An 18,781-nucleotide genomic window follows, 5' to 3' on the forward strand; every position below is an offset into this window, starting at 1 on the left:
ATGTTTTCAATATTAATCTCAGATAGATTTATGCATAAAGGATAAGATTTTCCTGATGTTTGGAATGCGATAGAAGAATACAGCTATAATATGCATAAAGCAGTTACGTTGAAAGGAAAAAGATAGGGTTAAATAAGTAAGGTAAAAGGTGCTTTAAGTGGGCTTATCTGTTTTTAATTATTTCTGGCTCGTTGTGAGTTTTATTTATGGTAAAGTATTCCATGAAAAAATGAGTGAAGGAGTTACTCATTTCTTCAAAAATTTATCATATGTGGGATTTGGAACATTCATTGGAACTGCCTTTTTATTTACTTTCAATGTGCTCGTCGGCAGGCTACTTGGACCTCTAGAGTACGGAAAATTCAGTCTAGTCCAATCAATTTCAATGTTTTTGTATGTTCCTATGCTTATGGGGTATCATAATGCAATGGTAAAATATAATGCTGAAGAAGAAAAATATGACAGACAGAAAAATGTAATCTCAACGACCTATATTTTAGTGCTTATTTTTACAACAATATCAGTAATTATATATTTATTTATTCCACAAAAAATATTAGAATACTTCTCTGTATCTAATGAAATATTTGATTTATGTATTCTTTTTTCTGTATTATATGCAGTTTATATGCTCCTAACAGCCACAGTTAATGGATTACATAAAATGAAAGCATTTGCAATGATTACTCCAATATATAGCACTATATTATTATTTACTTTTTTAAGCATTGCTTATATAAAGCCCCTTTCATATAAATTAGCTATATTTTCAATGCTTTTTTCATATCTAATAACATCTTGTTTAATACTAATTTATATTCGTAAATACCTTACATATGAGTTTGATAGAAAATGGGCGCATACGTTGACAAATTTTGCAATATACTCAATAATAGGAAGCATGACTTTCGTATTATACCCTAATATAAATCAAATACTAATAAACATGTATATGAGTACTGAAAATTTAGGGCTCTATAATGCTTACAGTTTCGCCTCAGTAAATATTGCGTCGTTAATTTTTAATATTTTCAATGGAGTATTCTTCCCGGTTGCATCAAAATGTAAAGATAAGACTGTTATTCTAAAAAGAATCAATAGAATTGCACCTTATTTAATTATATTCGGAACTATTTTTATAATTATTGTCGAATTTATTATTTTAAATATTTATGGTAGTAAATATACAATAAAAATCCCATTATTGTTTTCATTTGCAATTCTCAGTATTTTAATTGTTTACTATGGAACTTATAACTGGACTTTCTCTTCAGAAGGATTGGATGGTGTTAAATTAGTTAATAAAACTTCAATACTTATAGCTATTATCAATGTAATTTTGGCTATGTTTTTTATACCTTATCTAGGATTAATCGGAGCCACAATATCAACTTCTATTGCACTGGTTATAGGAGTATATTTCTTATTAAGTAAAGGAAAATATTTCAAATATGATAAAATTTAGCCTTGTTTCTAAAATAGTTTATGAAACTCTGAAAAATATGTATTCCATTATGAAAATTAAAAAATTATATTTATATTAGCCAATCGATAGGATTGATGCTTCCAGTTAAATTCTATTAACAAAAGTTTTAATTTTCATACTTATACAGCTATATCTAGCTAATTTAAAGAAATTGATGACCGGATAAATTGATCAAGAAATCACCAAGTATTCACTGAAAAAATGCTGCCTTATTTATTCATACTATATTTAAAATAAATTATTTGACTACGAATGTATAATAAAAGAAGTGAAGGTATGAATTTAATATATTTTTATCCCAAAGAAGACAATGCACCTGCAAATTTAGCACGTGAGTTGTACTTAGCCATTAAAATTAAAAAAGATTTAAATTTATGTATCAGTCCTTATCCTTGCAGTGATCTGTATCCTATGGATTCATACAGCTTAAAAGATTTATTTTTTGGTTCTAACGAATTTGTTGGGGTTCATATGACTACAAGTCCTTTTTTTGCTCCAACAAAACGATTTTTATTGCATCTAATAGCTGTATTAAAAAGAATACCTATTATTTTAAATTATCATGGTGATATTCGAATTGAAACCATGAATCAGCTTAAAAATAAAAGCTGGGTCAACTTCCTTAAATATATTCCAAGCTATCTTTTTGTTTCCCGATTCCTGAAAAATGCAGAAAAAGTAATTGTAAACTCATACAATATGAAATCTCTTGTTGAGAGGAAATATAATGTATCAAATGTTTATGTTATACCAAACGCGATAAATGATTTCTGGTTTTCTGAAAGCAAATCAAAAATTCACTTGGAAGGTTGTCCTTCAATTTTCTATCATGGCAGACTTTCTTATGAAAAAGGGGTTGATCTTCTTATTAAAGGTCTTGCAAAGAGCAAGAGATCAGATGTGATTTTATATATTTCAGGCATTGGTGATCAATTAGATTATTTGAAGTCTATTGCTGCAGAAGAAGGAATTAGTGATAACGTAAAGTTTTTAGGTAAAATTACAAACGATGAACTGAAGATGTATCTATCAAGTGTTGATCTGGCAATATATCCTTCTAGATACGAACCTTTTTCCCTTGCTATTTTAGAGGCTTTTGCTACACTAAACGGTATTGTATTCTATTCTAATAAGGCAGGGATAAATGACTTTGTAAATAATATGAATTTTGAGCTGAAATCTTTTGAACCCACTGTTGACGAAATTGCGAATATTATTCGGAGTCACTATTCTGCCGAAGAAGTGGATCACATTGTATCAATGCAAAAGAAATTTGCAAAATTTTTTACATGGGATTCAGTTTCTGCTCAATATATTCAAGTTTACAATGAATTGAAAAAAAATAAGTAAAATTTTTACCTTTGGATGATGAACTTATGTAATTTATAATTTTATTGATAGTGTGCCTAATTTACTGTAAAATTCGCTCTATCCTTTTACTCTTTTTTGATTTATTCTATTATACACTTATATCTTGTAATCCTCTCTTCACTAATATTACAGTATTGGACCACAAGTCTCGATACTAACTCTTGATTAGAGAATACTCCCATTCACTACTTTGCTTCTTCTTCTTTTTATCTCCTTGTTAGTTCTCTCCATAGCATTTGTTGTCCTTATTCCTTCCAGTGATTCTTTGGAATATAGAGTCAATCATATTTTACAGAAAATTTGGTAAGCTATTGAAGGCTCAGAAAAAGTTAGTAAGAGTAAATTTTATAGCTACATATTTTTGCCGTATTATTTATTTAATTATAGAATTACAATATTATTCTATAGTTATAATTTTCGTAAGTGGCATTACACTTACTTTTATCATTAGATTTTGGAATTAAGTCTTCGGTTTACTAGGATCAATAATTGAAATTAAGTATTGCTGGTGCTTGTAACTCTTATTTTAGCCCTTCCTGGACTCTTTGTGGCGCATCCGTATTCCTCTCTTGAATACCGATCATGATAAAGGAACTTTTTTAGCTTGTAGTTTAAAGTAATTGGTATAAACAAGTGGATTATAAAAAGTACTAGAGCAAATACAGTTTAATACATTATTAATTCTTACGAATCATAAGATTAAGGTATGGTTTAGTAAAAGCTGGGTTTATATTTGGCATTATTTTTTTCAATATTTTTTCATACTTGCGATTCAATCCTTTCGAGGCTAACAACTCATAAATATATTGGCATTTACCATAAATCCCAAAATCGCTGAGATTACTTATAATGTCCAAGCTTTCGATTGGCCCCATAGTAAGCTCGAGCTCGTGGTAACTGACTCCTCTCCCCCATCGGGATAATTTGACCAAATCTTTTGGAACACTATCTGGAAGCTCATTGAACTCATATCTCTTGCTAAAGGAGGCATAATCGTATGCTATGTCGTCTGGCAGCCAATAATAAAACGGCAGAAGCGATGTGTGAGAGTCATAATACCATAACCTATTTGGCGTATCTATGACTGCCCAGATATTTCCCGGCTTTAACATTTCCCATGTTTTTTTATGGAGATCAGCCTTTCCTGTATGGTCATATGTTCCAAGCTGGCGAAAAATATTATAAAATCAAAATCGCTACCAGAGAGTTTGCTTGCAATTTCGGTTGCATTGCACTCAATAAACTGTGCGTTTACACCATGTAGTTCACAGCGTTTTTTCGCAACGGCCAAAGAATCGGCGTCTACATCGACTCCCACAACATTTGCACCTTGCTCAGCTAACGCTACGGTAGAAGAACCCGTACCACATCCTATTTCGAGAATTCGAGCGTTTTTTATGGGTTTTGCACTATCAAGCCAGGGAATTACTGAGTGTCGATCATAATCAAGCCTCTTAATGAGCTGGTTCTCCATGTCCCTCTTTCCTTCTTCCGATTCGAGAAAACTGGTTTCCACATCTCGGTAGAGGTTATACCTTAAACATTCTTTAAGTTCCAGAGCTTTATCATTATTAATCTCAGTAAAGTTTTTTTTTATGCTTTTTGGAACCGAAAAATTAGCAATTGTTTTCTCTGCTAAGGATATGAGGTTTCTATGTATATTCATAATGTGAATGTAAAAACACATGACTATATTAATGTTTTTATAACTTTGCAAAACCTTCAATTTCAGTCAAGATAAACCTGCATTTTTTGTTATGTTATTATACTAACAGTTCTACTTTTACTTCTTTTACTGGTTTTAAAATTTCTACTTAAGATAATTTTCTAAACTTTTTATTACTAATATTATTATTTCAATGATTATTTTACAACGTGAGCGTAGAGGGTCACGAATACCCCGTCCTTTAGGACGGAGATGAAGTAAACCCCTGCCTCTTCGTTTTTCTCTTTAAATCTTTAGACCATAGCTTCCTTGTATAGAGAGTAAATCAGATCGGAAATCAAGGTTGAAATTTCGGCTTTATTCTAAAAGAACAGGGAAGCTCCGCCGGAGCTTCCTGAAAGCTTCAATATCAGTAGACACAATAAAAAAGGTAATAATAGGATGGAAAATTAGCCAAAAAACATATCATGGGATTAAGCATGTAAGTACTTTGATAAAGAAATCAAATAGGTCAAGAAAGTCTCAATGTTATGTGATGGATAATGGATATGATTCCGAAGAAATTCATACTCTAATAAGAAATGAGATAAAAGCAGATTCAATAGTACCTTTAAGAGAAAGAAAAAGAATGAGAATAAACGGAAAATATAGAAAGCAGTAACACGTAGGGTTTGACATAATCACATACAATAGAAGGAATATAGTAAAGACAATAATATATGTAGTAAAAAGGAAATTTGGAGAAACATTAAAAGCAAGAAAGGTTAAAAATCAAGTAAAAGGGGTAAAAGTTAAACTAATAGTTTATAATATAAACGAAAAAGTAGTAGAATTATTATGGATTAAATTAAGGATTTCTACAGAGCGAATAAAAATGAAAAATAAAACAATATAAAGTAAAAAATCAAGATAATATATTATAAAAAACTAGTATAAACGAGAGACACGTCTTTAGAGTAAAAAAAGGGGACAAAGAAAAAAGTCACAGATTTAATTTGCTCCATTGGTGGCAAGATTATATCTGGCTCTGAACTCAGAGTTTTAAAACTCGGCAGCTCTAATTTTAAATCCACATCTGCGGAATATGCAGGTTTTTAAAGGGAGCAGTTTGAAGAGAAAAACATGAGGAATGGAAGTGGAAAAGTTTGTTTCTCAGTGTCCTTATCCCATGCTGAGGATAGGAAAGGATGGAAAGGTTATCTATTCGAATCGGGCAGCAGAGCTCTTCCTTCACGAATGGGGCATAAAAATAGGAGAGAAAGTCCCCTCATCTATTGGAAATACCGTAAAGAGAGTAATTTTCCGAGTAAATCCTGAGACAATAGAAATGAAATTTAGAAAAAAGGTTTACCTTGTCTCATTTCACCCACTTGAAGGGGAAGATCAGGTTAACGCTTACGGATTTGATATAACCAGCCAAAAAAAACTGAAAGAAAAACTTCGGATCAAAGAGCGGCAGAGCGATGCACTCCATAAAATAGGAAGGATGGCTCTCAGGCGCGAAAGCCTGCAGGCTTTTATGGATGAAAGTGTAAAACTGGTTGCAAGGACTCTTGGTGTCGAATACAGTAAAATTATGGAACTTTGTCCTGATGGAAATTTTCTGCTCAGAGCAAGTGAAGGTTGGGAGCCAGAATTTGTAGGAAAGGTTATCGTCAGCGGGAGTAAAGAATACCAGGCAGGGTACACTATATACTCAAAAGTTGCGGTAATTGTAAGAGATTTTAAAAAGGAAAAACGTTTTAGCGCTTCACCTTTTCTGAAAGAGCATGATATAGCCAGCGGGATAAGTGTCACTATAGGAAAGATAGAGAAGCCTTTTGGAGTATTGAGTGTCCACTCAAAGAGACCAAAAAGATTTACTGCGGATGATACGTTTTTCCTCAACTCGGTCGCTGTTCTAATTTCTGAAGTAATCGAACGCAGGCATGCTGAAGAAGAACTCCGCCAGTACAAGGAACAGCTTGAAGAACTGGTTAAACAGAGAACCTCAGAACTTATAAGAATAAACGAGAGGCTTACCGAGGAAATCGCAGGACGCAAGCAGGTTGAGAAAGCCCTTCAGAATAATGTGTATTTTTTGGAAACTTTCCTTGATGCCATCCCCTCGCCAGTCTTTTACAGGAATCTGGAGGGAATCTACCAGGGATGCAACGAAAGATTTGCCCAAGAAATGCTTGGTCTTCCAAAAGAAAAGGTAATAGGGCATTCAATGTTTGAGCCCACTTTCCGCACTATTTTTTCACATATAATATTTTTCGTATTTTTCTCCCATCAATCTCAGTACTTTAATGGTTTCCTCATCCAGATTTAATACTTTCTTTATCCTCTTTCCCTCAATTTCGATCTCTAACTCTGTTATTCTTCTAAACAGGAAGAATATCCATTTCATTGTTGGAGTCTGTGTTTCCTTCTTAACCTGGTTTCTAATAGCCTCTTTTGTTTCTTCCAATCTTGTTCTCAGTTTCCACTCAGCTATTGAATACAACAATAAGCATAGAACCATTACCATTGCAAGTGCTTCTATTCTGGATTCTTTTTTCAGGTATACCTCAGACACTCTGAAACTCTTATCTTTCAGGAACCTGAATCCCCTTTCAACCGTTCCCTGTTCCTTATAGTATTCCAGGAGTTGATCTGGAGTCAACTCCAGATCATTGGTTGCAAGAATGAACCTTCCCAACTTTGCTCTTCTTTCTTTTACTTTCTCCTGATCATGTTTTATCTCCGCTTCTATCAGGTAGAAAGTCTGTACCTCTTCATTTTTCCTTGGTCTTCCTTTCTTGTTTTCAAGTCTGCGAACCTTAGTTGTTATTTCAAGTTTCGTGAACTCATATGATTCATTCTCTTTCAACCATTGTTCAGCAGCCATTCTTGCGTCAGCTTCACAGGCAAATTCACGATTAGAAAGCTTTTTAAGGGATTTTTCTGCTGCTTCAAGCTCCTTAAGAATCTTTTCATCAAATGTCTTCTCTTCCTTCTTTTTCATTTCCTCTGAGCAGAATACACCCCATAACTGTTCTATTCCACCATAGCAGGATTTTGCAGCATAACAAGAATAACGTTCATCAGAGCATGTTTCCAGAATTAAGTCTGCCATCAAGAGTTCCTTTGCTTCATTGATGGTTGCCGGAACTCTCGATATAAAAAAAGCGTTAGTTCCTATCTCTTTTACATTATCTTCAGTATAAAATGCGCTGTCTGCAACATGGTAGACTCTTTCATCGAGATTCAGGTTCTGTGTTAATTCTTTTATGGTTTTGATGAGAACTTTCTTATCTGAACTGTTGCCGTCTAATGCTCTTACAAAAAGAGGAATTCCTTTCTGGTCAGTAACCATGGAAATGGTAAAACGAAGTAAGTCGACTCTTTTGTCTTTAGGATGACCATAAGTAATGTTGATAGTTTTGCCATCATTATCGTATTCATAGTCACCATGAACACTGAAATTTGTAGTATCTGTATGGCAAAAACGGGGGTTAATAGGAACGTGTTTCATAGCTTGCAAAATAATGTGGTTGAAGAGTTCGGTTGCTCCGCATTCCTGGATTTTGTCCAGAGTTCTGCCAAAAACATCATCATTAAGGTGTTCTGGGAGAACACCTTCTCCCAGTAACCTTTCAGTGGGTAAGTTTTCAAAAAAAGCAGGAAACAGGTAAAGACGACGTTCAGTAAACCCTAAACCATTGATACACATTGCCTTAAGAACAGTAGAATGAGGGATGTTATGGCCACTTTTCTTGGGGAGAAGAGTGTCAATCAAATCTGAAATGCCAAGTTCGTCAAATACGCCAGCAATAAGGCCATAATGACCAAGATGAGTTGTGGATTCAGAGCTAGGGGAGAGAGTCATCAAGGTAAAATGGGAAGAGATTTTATAAAAAGTATTGGAAGAATTTAAAAAATATAAAATTAAGAAATTTTACTGCGGAAAGTGGGTTTGAGTTCAGGAAGCAGTTTTCGGATAAAACCTTCGAAGTCTCTACCTATTATGACAGGATTCTTCTTGAGGAAGGCAAAAGCATACCTCATGAAGTGAAAATAATATGCGCCATAAATGGAAAGGAAAGAATTTTTCTTGCCCACAAGGCTACTTACAGCAGTGTATCTGGGGAAATAATCGGAATCGTTGGTGTGATGCTTGATATTACTGAACTTAAAAAAGCCGAGCAAGCTCTTCTGAAGACTGAAGAAATCCGGAAAAAAGAAATTCACCATAGAATCAAAAACAACCTGCAGGTGATCTCATCCTTATTAAGCCTTCAGGCTGAACATTTCAGCGACAGGGAGGTAAGGGAGTCCTTCCATGACAGCCAGAACCGGGTTATATCGATGTCTCAAATTCATGAAGAGCTCTATAAAACAGGAGAAACCGGAAACTTTGAGACCTTTGATTTTAAACCATACCTCCAGAAACTTGCAAATGAGCTCTTCAGTTCATATGTTGTTGGCGATCAGGATATTCACTTAGAACTTGACCTCGAAAGTGTGTTTCTCGGAATGGATACCGGAATTCCTCTCGGGATTATAATTAACGAACTTGTATCCAACTCACTAAAACATGCTTTTCCCAACGGAAAGGGAGAAATCCAGATAAAATTGCACAGAATAGGCAGCGGCAAAATAGAGGATGAAGATAGAGGCACTGACAGGCGTGAACCCCCTGAATATTTACTGGTTGTCTCGGATAATGGAATAGGGCTTCCGGATGAAATCGATTTCAGGCATACTACTTCTCTCGGGCTTCAACTTGTAAATCTCCTCGTGGAACAGATCGAAGGCAGCATTGAGCTTATAAAAGGAGCAGGGACCGAATTCAGGATAAAATTCAGAGAAAATGCCTGCGAAGCATGAAAACAGATTAAAGAAGTACAATATTCTGAAAAAAATATTCTTGAAAAACAATATTCCTGAAAAACGGCATACTCGAATACTAAAAGTTCTGAATCTACACTCTGGTTTATGGAAACTTTAGCATTTCAGGAATTAAAGAGACAGATGTTTTAACGAACCAGAACGCAAAAACCAGAATTACAATATAAGTAATTGCTTCGGCTAACTTACTCATAAAGTTATGGTTGAACTTATAATACATAAGATTTTTTATTATACAGTGGATCTAGCATTTCAGCTTCCTTTTATACTTTTCCAGCAGCTCACAGTGTTATCTAATTAATTTCTTTTTGATTTATTTTATATCTTGAATTAAAATACATGGACAGCAGATGCCTTAAAATACAACCAGATATTGGTTCCTACAGAAAGACTAAGCTCATTGAGAGATTCGCGCGTTATAAACACAGTGATTAACTCTCCAGTATCTACTAGCAATTTTATAAATGATCCTGTATCAATTATTTTATAAATTTTACCTTGAATTGTATTTCTGGCGCTTGTTTGAAACTTTTCCCTGGATACTGTTATCTCATCAGGTCGTATAGTAAAATGAACTTTACCTTTTTTTCCTGATAAAGCAAATACTGTTATGAAATCTGTTTTGATTTTTACGAGACCATCTGAACTATCCTCAATTTGACCGCTCATTAGATTTTCAATACCAATAAAGTCAGCCACAAATCTGTTTTTGGGTTTTCTAAATATTCTATCAGGTGTTCCAGACTGCAGGATCTGACCATTATAGAGTATAATCATTCTATCTGCAAGCTTTTGACCCTGTGAGAGGTCATGAGTAGTCATTATAATGGTTGTTTCAGATTCACGGTTAATTCTCAGGATCAGTTTTTCCATTTTCTTTTTAGATATAGGATCAAGATTTGCAGTCGGTTCATCAAGTAAGAGTAACCTGGGATCTGTAATCATTGCCCGTGCAAGGGCAAGCCTTTGAGTCTCACCACCTGATAACTTAAGCGCATTTCTATTCTCATAGCCTGGAAGACCAATCAACTCAAGGATTTCTTTGATCTTCTTATCCATATTCTCTTTTTTACCCCTGACTTTCAAGCCATAAGCGATATTATCATAAACGCTGGCTTTAAAAGCAAGCGGCTTTTGAAAAACCATTCCAATTTGCCTTCTTATATTCAGCCGAATATCATTCGATTCGTTAGCATTCGTACCTTCAAAATATATAGTCCCAGATGAAGGTTTTTCCAGTAAATCAATTAATCTAAGAAGCACAGTTTTTCCAGATCCAGTTGGACCAACAAGCGCAGTACTGGTCCCCCTTCTAAATTGTAAGTTAATATTCTTGAGAACCTGGAGGTCTCCATAGTTTTTGTAAACTTCTTCCAACTCTACTATGTTCATCCTTACACCTGACCTATTGAATTAATCTTTACCCTGCAGATAATTCAATACTAAATTGATTAGTAGAGCCAGGGAGAGAAGTATGAATCCCAAAGCAATTGAAAGCACCAGATTACCTCTGGATGTCTCAAGAGATATGGCAGTGGTAAAATTCCTTGTAAAGCCTCTGATATTACCCCCTATGAGTATGGCAACTCCTACTTCTGATATAGCCCTACCAAACCCAAGTATTACAGCACTCATTATAGCATAACGAGCTTCCTTTATGATGGTAATTATTGTTTGATAAGTACTGGCTCCCAGAGAGATTGCTAATTCTCTTATCTGGATGCTGACTCCAACAAGAGCAGTGATAGTAAATCCAATAAGAATAGGCAGTATGAGCAGCGTCTGCCCTATTATCATTCCAGTGGGAGTAAAAAGAAGATTTAGAAATCCGAAAGGGCCCTGTTGAGATATCAGGAGGAAAAGAAAAAGCCCCACTAAAACTGTGGGAACGCTGTAAAGGGTTTGAATAAGATTTATCAAGGTTCGTTTTCCTCGAAACTCATAGAAGTAAATTATTCCACCAATAGGAATTGATATTAAGGAAGCTATGAGTGTTGCAGTTAATGAGACATAAAGGCTTAATCTGGTTATTCCTATTAATTCGGGATCGCGCTCTATTATTAATTCTACTGCCTGTAGAATAGCGCTGATAATTTCATTCAAAAAACCACCTGAATCTGGTACGCCCTGAAATTTAGCAATTTTATAGTTTATGAGTGAATGTATCAGTTTTTTAAGTTACACTGACTAAAAAAGATGGTTTAAACCATCTTCATGATGGTAAACCCTGAGATATTGGAATGAAAAGAGGCTGCCCATATTCTTCTCTACCAAAATTCTGGATTATTTCCTGTCCATCCGGAGAAACAAGGAAGTTCACAAAGTTTTGAGCTCCTTCATAATTAACATTCGGATGTCTTTCTGGATTTACAGGCATTGCTGCATAAACATTAAGCAGTTCATCTCCTGTCGTCACTAATGGTACAATCCGGATTCTTCCCTCGTTTGTATATGCAAGAAATGTTCCAGAATCAGTTAAAGTATAAGCATTCTGCTCACTGGCAAGCAAAAGAGTTTCCCCCATACCTCTACCACTTTCAATGTACCATGCACCCGAGCCACTAACTTCCTCATAGCTTACTCCAGTTCTTTCCCAGATTTGTTTCTCCCTTGCATGTGTGCCCGAATCGTCCCCACGCGATGCAAATTTAACCTCATCAGGATTGTTTTGACCTTCTTCCATTATTTTGCTAAAGGCTTCTGTAGCGTTAAGACCTCTTATTCCAGCCGGGTCATTTTCAGGTCCCACAATCCAGAAATAATTATATGCTATTTCTGTACGATTTGTGCCGAATCCACTTTCAATAAATTCCTCTTCTCGATTTTTATCATGAGTAAGAAGAACGTCAGCATCTCCTCTTTCACCATACTTTAAGGCTATACCTGTACCCCCAGATATAACAGACACATCTACTCCGGGATATTTATCTTCAAATGCCGTTTCTATCTCTTCTAAAAGCCCGGTGTCCTCTAAACTGGTCGTGGTAGAAACGATTAATCGTGTTGTCTCCGGTTGTGTAGACGTATTATATGCATATATGCCGGCGCCCACAATCAATATAGCCAGTATGCCGATAATAAGAAAGACTCTGCGATTCATTCTATTCCCCCAATTAATTAAAATATTCTATCAAAATTTAGTACGATTTGTTCACTCAACTATATCAATTATAACTTTCAGCTAATTCTAGTAACGCATTACTACAAAAATTATTATGTGATGTGAAAAAATTATTATGTGGTTATGAAAAATAGGATTATTCTTAAAGAACAAATTAAAATTTTGAGAATTGTTAATGAAAATACAATTAACTCTTTATTTTTATATTTCATAAGAGAAGAACCGAGTGCTTTAGCATTAACTCAGACGGACTGGAGATATTTATTAAACAGGCTCGATGAATAACAAATTGCAAAATAGAAATTATGTTTATAAAAATTTAATATTTTAGTGCGGGAGAAGGGATTCGAACCCCTGAACGCCTGCGCGAAACGATCTTGAGTCGTTCACCGTTGACCGCTTGGTTACTCCCGCTTGGTGCTGAGTTATTTTTGGTTTATATTTACATGGATTTCCTGATTATATCTTGTTTACTACCATCAACCGCTTAGATTACTTCGCTTTTTCAGGAATCCAATAAGGTAACGATAGAACTAGAATATAAAGCTAATCCTGTAAATAAACGATTTGAAAAAAATTTTAAGTTAATTTTAAGTTAATTTTAAGTTAAATCTAAGTTAATTCTAAGTTATTTTAAGTTAATTTTAAATTGATTTTAAGCTAGTTTTAAGTTAATTTAAAATTAACTTAAAGTAGGAATATTGGGACTATTGATCTGAATTTTTTCTGGCTCAGCTTTTCCGACCTTAGATTTTCGATGTTTAGTCCTGCCTGTTTTTCAGGTTTCTTCGCCTGAGCTATTAACACGGACCCAATCAAGATACTCCTTTTCTCCTTCAATTCCCCAGAATTCAATTGCAGGCAGCTCATATGTGTGTAACGACCTTACAAGCTTTGTGATCTCTTCAAAACGTGAAGAATCGGTTTTTACGAACATGGCAATCTCATTGTCTTCTTCAAGCTTTTCCTTCCATCGGTAAACCGAAGATACTGGAAACATATTTACGCAGGCTGCAAGCCTCCTTGAGACAAGCTCTCTTGCAATCTTCGACGCATTCTCCATATTCCCGGCAGTAATATATACAATTCCAAGCATGAGCAGACACCTCACAGAAACCTGATATTATCACAATTGATGCAAGGGACATTACTCCTATGTGACTAGTATCTATCGCATCTCCACGGAAATTAATTTTCCCAGGATATGCCGTATCTATGAATTTAACATGCTTTAACATGATCTAGATATTATATCTTCCATAGGTCGCCACATAATTCCATATATATTTTTATATAATTATGATGTATATAACTATGTACCTTTTTCTGGATATGAGTCTTCTTGAAAAAAGGTGGCAGTATTATATTGATTTAAAATAAATAGTAAAGCATACTATAACATTTTTATACCATATTGAGTACTAAAGCTCTCAACATAATGAACAAATTGGCGTAGAATGCCATACGCAGAGTTATATATCAACGGTATTAAATTTTATTATATATGCTCTCAACAGCTATATATTTACAGCCTTATTAAAAATTCACTTTAAGCCAGCCTGTTATAAATCAGGCTGGCGTAATTCATAACTGATTATGCTTAATTCACAATCGGTTAGCTTAATAGTTTCGGAGAATTTCCTTGAGTGGCACAAGCATTGCACTGGGTATTATTTTATTGTACTGGTTCCTCGTTTCCGTCCTCGATAGAAAGGGGATTCTGGAGAAGTATAACATAAGCACATTCGGGCCGCTTCCCATCCTCATGATAAGGACAACGAGGGGGCTTAAATTTCTGGATGTACTCGCCCGCCCGAAGCTTTACTGGAGGAGCTTTGCGAACCTCGGGATACTGCTGATGTTTGCAGGCATGATTGCAATGTTCCTGGTCATAGCTCTCTCGGACCTCGCGCTGTATACTTCATTCCTTAACGGAAACGTACCAGAACCAGGAAAATACAATGCTCCAAGAAATATCCTGCTTATCCCGGGCGTAAACGAGTTTATTCCTTTTACCTGGGGTGTTATTGCACTCATAGTTACGCTTGTTGTGCACGAATTTTCACATGCAATCCTCTGCAGGGTTGAAGGCATCAGAGTCAAATCAATGGGCATCCTGTATGCTCTAGTTCCTGTAGGGGGTTTTGCTGAGCCTGATGATGAACAGCTTTTCGGGCCAAAGAATACAGAAAAGGAACCTCCTCTCACAGCCACGATCGAAGAAATCGAGGAATGGGAAAAGAGAAAGAAAGCAAGACAAGAAAGTGAGGGATCAGGGCTTAAGGAATTGAAGCAAGAAGAGTCAGGTTCCGGTCCCGTAACAGGCGCCACAAGGACTCAGAGAGCCCGGATTCTTGCAGCAGGCGTTATGGCAAATTTCAGCGTTGCTTTTGTAGCTTTATTACTTTTCTTTGGGCCTGTACTGGGAGCAATTGCTCCCTTAAGCGATGCAATGGTTCTAACCGTAAACGAAAGTTCGCCGGCTGACCTTGCAGGGCTTGAGGAAGGTATGATAATAACACAAATTAATGATACAGATATCACAACAGCCGTAGATCTGCAAACCTATCTCGAGACAACGAGCCCTGGGGACACCGTCCGCATCTATGCCGAGAAAAATGATACTGTTTCCACACACGATTTACAGATTGCTCCAGTCCCTTCGGACTACATTGGTGGAGTGATCGTGGGTGGGGTAGTTCCGGGAAGCCCTGCAGCAGAAGCAGGGATTGAAACCGGAATGACAATGATCAGGATCAACGATACGAAAATGCAAAACGTTGCAGCTTTCATAAACTTTATGGAGACCACACGGGCAAACCAGACCGTAGAAGTAGAGTTACTTCCCCATGAGAATTATACAGGCAACCTTACAGAAAATGGCACTGTAGTTTTCGATGTGAAGCTGTCTTCCAGTTCTGAGGATGATCGCGGTTTCCTTGGAATTGTCTACGGAAATAACGGAGTTGTTGCATTCCCTATGCTGGGGATTTCTGTATGGATGCCGCAGGCAAAAGTATATCTTGATGCCCTTAAGCAAATTCCATCCCTGCTAACCGTGCCTGCAGGCTGGCTTATTCTCTTTGGACTTCCTATTTATGGATTTGCAGGTGAGGGATTCCGTGGCTTCTCAGGTACAATAATACAGTTTTATCAGCCTGTGGGCTGGGCAGAGCCTCTGGGAATAGGGATTTTCTGGATCGCAAATACCCTGCTCTGGATTGGCTGGCTGAACTTTTATGTCGGGCTGTTCAACTGCTTGCCTGCCGTGCCTCTGGACGGAGGTCATGTGTTTAAAGATTATATTTATTCTTTTGTATATCGGCTTACAAGGAGCGATTCGGTCTCAGAAAAGGTCTCAAATTCGATCACAGCAAGCTTTTCGATGTTGATCCTGTTCTCATTTATCTTTATGATATTGGGACCTTTCGTCGGGCAATGGATCTGATTGACCTCAAAATTTCAGACAGATCCCTTACCTTTAAAAAACATAAATCTTCGGGTTTACTACTTTATCTGTACTTTATTCAAGCCGATTATTCTTAATTTTCCTTTTCATTTTTTAAATCTTTTAGAAAGATACGGAAAGCACAGATTAATTGTACCCCTTACTTCTTTTGTTCCGTGTTTTCTGTGCTCTCCGTGTTTAACTTTTCACTTGAGATTGGTTAAGAAGTTTTAGTCATTGATTATAATTCTATTTTAGAACTTAATTAATTTTTTGGCAAAGATTATATCACTTAAGAGATGTTATAATAACTATGAAAATTATCTGCTATTGAGGTGTGGTTATATGGAAAGTTTATCTACAGGAATAGAGGAGCTGGATATACTGATAGATGGAGGTTATCCTAAAGGAAAAAGCATTCTGATTACAGGTCCTCCGGGCTCGGGGAAGACTATTCTCGGGATTCACTTCCTTCACAGGAACTGCAAGGAAGGCAAGAAATGCATATTAATCCTTACAAGGGAACTTACGGAAGATATTCTCAACCAGTCCCATAGCCTCAACCTTGATCTCAAGCCTTTTCTGGAGAATGGGCAGCTTACAATCAAGAACATCTTTGAAGACAAAATGAATAAAATCAAGAGCGCTTCCAAATTCGGGAAAGGGCTCTGTGCTGTGAACACCGATATAATCGAGTATCTCAGCTCCATATCCTCGGAAGTTGATGTCGTGGTTATTGACAATATAGGGGTAATGGCTATAAATCACGATATAAGAGAGTTTGCCGATGAGTTTAGTTCAATCAGTATTATTCTTCTAAAAAATGGATGCACGACCCTTTTTATAATGGATGAGGACTCTTACAATCTCACCCACAGGCTTACCGGCTATATGGTCTTTGGGCTGATTCGGTTAACTTTACAGGAGAATTTTAAATCTGGAAAAACAAAAAAATATCTCTACATTGAAAAGATGAGGGATAAAGCCGTGCCTGTCAAATATTCCTTATTTGATATTACCTCTGAAGGAGTACAAATAATCACAGGCATAAGATGAACTTTTACAGGCTTAACTAAAAACAGAGCTTTGCCTTCCTCTTATAAGGAATTCACAGCAATCATTCCTGTTTCCTATAGTCTTAAGTGCTTCAACACTGAAATCTGGGTCTACTTTCAAAGTTATGATTGAGAATATTTTCCTGGTCAAAGTGCATAGAATAGGGTTTCTTCGGGCTTCTTCCCCCTTCCAGGGGCATTTTGTTCCCTTTACTATGCACGAGCTATCTTTTTCACCCATTTCAGAACAGAAGTCTCCACCCAGCTGGTTCATAATCTCGGCGCAAACCTCGCCTGCATAAGCGAAATCCATCTTCCTGCTTTCAAGATGGTACATCTCAAGCAGGGTATTCTCGACCATGCCTGTCATCTGGTTAATTATTATCTTCTTTTCCTCATTTGAAACAAACTGGAGCAGAGTAGGAATGACTGCGGTCAGGATACCCTGTACCCGGTTTTTTATCTCAAGGCTGTCGCGGTCAGCCACCAGCCTATCATGGAGGTATTTTACCCTGAGTAGAGATTTTACTCTGGTTTTGAGCTCAAGCCTGTTTATGGGTTTTGTAAGAAAATCATCAGCTCCAGCTTCAATTCCTTTGATCCTATCTTCAATCTGGGAAAGCGCAGTAAGCATCAAAACCGGGATAAATTGATTTTTAGGATCGCTTTTGACGATTTTACACACATCATAACCGCTGATCTCAGGCATCATGACATCCAGGAGAATCATATCAGGTTTTTCTTCCTCTAATTTCTGAATAGCTTCTTTCCCGCTGCTGGCAGTAATGACATCATATGGTTCTACTGAAAGATAAGCTTCAATAAGCTCTACGTTTTCAAGCATGTCATCTACAATAAGAATTTTCGGTCTGCTTTTTTTATTCCACAAGGTTTCCTCCCCCGGACTCGCGAATCTTTATCCCTTCAGATGTGATTTCAAAAATAGACATCTCAGGAGAAACAGGAGTGCTGCGCATCTTGGGTATACTCAGGTAGCGCTCCATTTTTCCAAGGTAAGAATTTTCCCTTACCAGCAGGCGAATAGACCCGTAAACCGAATATTCAGCAAGCTGGTGGGTTATGTTGTGTGCGGACTCATCCATGATTAAAAGCGCAGTACAGCCTTTTTTCCTTACCAGGTAATTCAGCGCATCAAACTGGTCTCTGAGCCTTTTTATGGACACCCTAAGAACAAAGGTACCTATATTGTCTATTACAAGGCATTCCGTTCCTTCACGTATTAATTCTACAAGATTGGGAATTTCAATATCCAGACTTTCAGGCTTGAACCCATACCTGGTCTGTCCTATAATTTCGGAACGGTTCTCGAAGATATTTTCTATAATAAGCTGTCCGCTTTCATAGTACGGGGTAAGATCGCGCCCTAAAAGGCTTGCCTGGTAGAGGATATCCTCAGGGGTCTCTTCAGTAGCAATTATCATGCATTTTCTGCCTTCAAGACAGTTTTTATAAATAAAATGAATTCCGAAGATTGTTTTCCCACTCCCTGCTATGCCTGTTATAAGGGTTACTTTGTTTACAGGGTAACCCCCACTTAGCTTCCTGTCAAGCTCCTCTATACCTGTTGAAAGCCTGTCCATTTTTATAGACCCTCTTACTTTCTGTATTCTATCTTTATAGTCTTCCCGTACTCTGAAATTATAGAATCATTAGCCTGCATGATAGAGCGATCTCCTGCAAACTCTGAATTTAGAATTGTTTATAAAGAGACTTGTTCCATTCAACTCCGCATTATATA

Annotated in this window: 15 protein-coding genes and 1 tRNA gene; 7 read left to right on the top strand and 9 right to left on the bottom strand. The window is 36.5% G+C overall.

The features are described from left to right. Positions 1–229 precede the first annotated feature (229 nt). Together MSTHT_RS03855 and MSTHT_RS03860 are read left to right on the top strand one after the other, a co-directional pair. Positions 230–1,465, top strand: coding sequence for an oligosaccharide flippase family protein (locus MSTHT_RS03855; RefSeq protein WP_156149707.1), 1,236 nt, complete (start codon positions 230–232; stop codon positions 1,463–1,465). A gap of 297 nt (positions 1,466–1,762) precedes the next feature. Next, positions 1,763–2,836: a glycosyltransferase family 4 protein gene (locus tag MSTHT_RS03860; protein ID WP_048167046.1), complete on the top strand. Its 1,074-nt coding sequence runs from the start codon at positions 1,763–1,765 to the stop codon at positions 2,834–2,836. 1,126 nt (positions 2,837–3,962) lie between these two features. Here MSTHT_RS03860 and MSTHT_RS03870 read toward each other — a convergent pair. Then, the gene (locus MSTHT_RS03870; RefSeq protein ID WP_187148748.1) at positions 3,963–4,523 is read right to left on the bottom strand and encodes a class I SAM-dependent methyltransferase; all 561 of its coding nucleotides are present in this window, start codon (positions 4,521–4,523) and stop codon (positions 3,963–3,965) included. 343 nt (positions 4,524–4,866) lie between these two features. On the opposite strand from MSTHT_RS03870, the gene MSTHT_RS13690 reads away from it, so the two are divergent. After that, positions 4,867–5,184, top strand: a complete 318-nt coding sequence (locus tag MSTHT_RS13690) for a transposase (RefSeq protein ID WP_052721824.1) — start codon at positions 4,867–4,869, stop codon at positions 5,182–5,184. Positions 5,185–5,652: 468 nt separating this feature from the next. Next, positions 5,653–6,837, top strand: a complete 1,185-nt coding sequence (locus MSTHT_RS03880; RefSeq protein ID WP_052721825.1) for a GAF domain-containing protein — start codon at positions 5,653–5,655, stop codon at positions 6,835–6,837. Here MSTHT_RS03880 and MSTHT_RS03885 read toward each other — a convergent pair. Continuing rightward, positions 6,766–8,376: an IS1634 family transposase gene (locus MSTHT_RS03885; RefSeq protein WP_048166643.1), complete on the bottom strand. Its 1,611-nt coding sequence runs from the start codon at positions 8,374–8,376 to the stop codon at positions 6,766–6,768. The genes MSTHT_RS03880 and MSTHT_RS03885 overlap by 72 nt on opposite strands. A gap of 182 nt (positions 8,377–8,558) precedes the next feature. Here MSTHT_RS03885 and MSTHT_RS03890 point away from each other — a divergent pair, with 182 nt between their 5' ends. Further along, entirely contained in the window at positions 8,559–9,377 is an 819-nt protein-coding gene (locus MSTHT_RS03890) for a sensor histidine kinase (RefSeq protein ID WP_331454383.1), read from the top strand. 351 nt (positions 9,378–9,728) lie between these two features. On the opposite strand, the gene MSTHT_RS03895 is transcribed toward MSTHT_RS03890, so the two are convergent. The 5 genes from MSTHT_RS03895 to cutA form a co-directional block, all read right to left on the bottom strand. After that, positions 9,729–10,790, bottom strand: a complete 1,062-nt coding sequence (locus MSTHT_RS03895; protein WP_048166644.1) for an ABC transporter ATP-binding protein — start codon at positions 10,788–10,790, stop codon at positions 9,729–9,731. Positions 10,791–10,811: 21 nt separating this feature from the next. Then, positions 10,812–11,501, bottom strand: a complete 690-nt coding sequence (locus tag MSTHT_RS03900; protein ID WP_048166645.1) for an ABC transporter permease — start codon at positions 11,499–11,501, stop codon at positions 10,812–10,814. Between the two features lie 109 nt (positions 11,502–11,610). Next, entirely contained in the window at positions 11,611–12,498 is an 888-nt protein-coding gene (locus MSTHT_RS03905; RefSeq protein ID WP_048166646.1) for a substrate-binding domain-containing protein, read from the bottom strand. 352 nt (positions 12,499–12,850) lie between these two features. Continuing rightward, a tRNA-Leu gene (locus MSTHT_RS03910) sits at positions 12,851–12,933 on the bottom strand. Positions 12,934–13,297: 364 nt separating this feature from the next. Next, positions 13,298–13,615: a divalent-cation tolerance protein CutA gene (gene cutA / locus MSTHT_RS03915; protein WP_048166647.1), complete on the bottom strand. Its 318-nt coding sequence runs from the start codon at positions 13,613–13,615 to the stop codon at positions 13,298–13,300. A 546-nt stretch (positions 13,616–14,161) separates the two neighbouring features. Here cutA and MSTHT_RS03920 point away from each other — a divergent pair. Together MSTHT_RS03920 and MSTHT_RS03925 are read left to right on the top strand one after the other, a co-directional pair. After that, on the top strand, positions 14,162–15,967 hold the full coding sequence (locus tag MSTHT_RS03920; RefSeq protein WP_048166648.1) for a site-2 protease family protein: 1,806 nt from the start codon (positions 14,162–14,164) through the stop codon (positions 15,965–15,967). 345 nt (positions 15,968–16,312) lie between these two features. Beyond that, complete coding sequence (locus MSTHT_RS03925) at positions 16,313–17,023, top strand: RAD55 family ATPase (RefSeq protein WP_048166649.1); 711 nt, start codon at positions 16,313–16,315, stop codon at positions 17,021–17,023. 12 nt (positions 17,024–17,035) lie between these two features. On the opposite strand, the gene MSTHT_RS03930 is transcribed toward MSTHT_RS03925, so the two are convergent. Next, on the bottom strand, positions 17,036–17,911 hold the full coding sequence (locus MSTHT_RS03930) for a response regulator (RefSeq protein ID WP_048166650.1): 876 nt from the start codon (positions 17,909–17,911) through the stop codon (positions 17,036–17,038). Further along, positions 17,901–18,623 (bottom strand): ATPase domain-containing protein, encoded by a 723-nt coding sequence (locus MSTHT_RS03935; RefSeq protein ID WP_048166651.1) that lies wholly within the window; start codon positions 18,621–18,623, stop codon positions 17,901–17,903. The genes MSTHT_RS03930 and MSTHT_RS03935 overlap by 11 nt, the downstream gene beginning before the upstream one ends. Between the last annotated feature and the right edge of the window lie 158 nt (positions 18,624–18,781).

The organism is Methanosarcina thermophila TM-1 (assembly GCF_000969885.1).
GTDB lineage: Archaea > Halobacteriota > Methanosarcinia > Methanosarcinales > Methanosarcinaceae > Methanosarcina > Methanosarcina thermophila.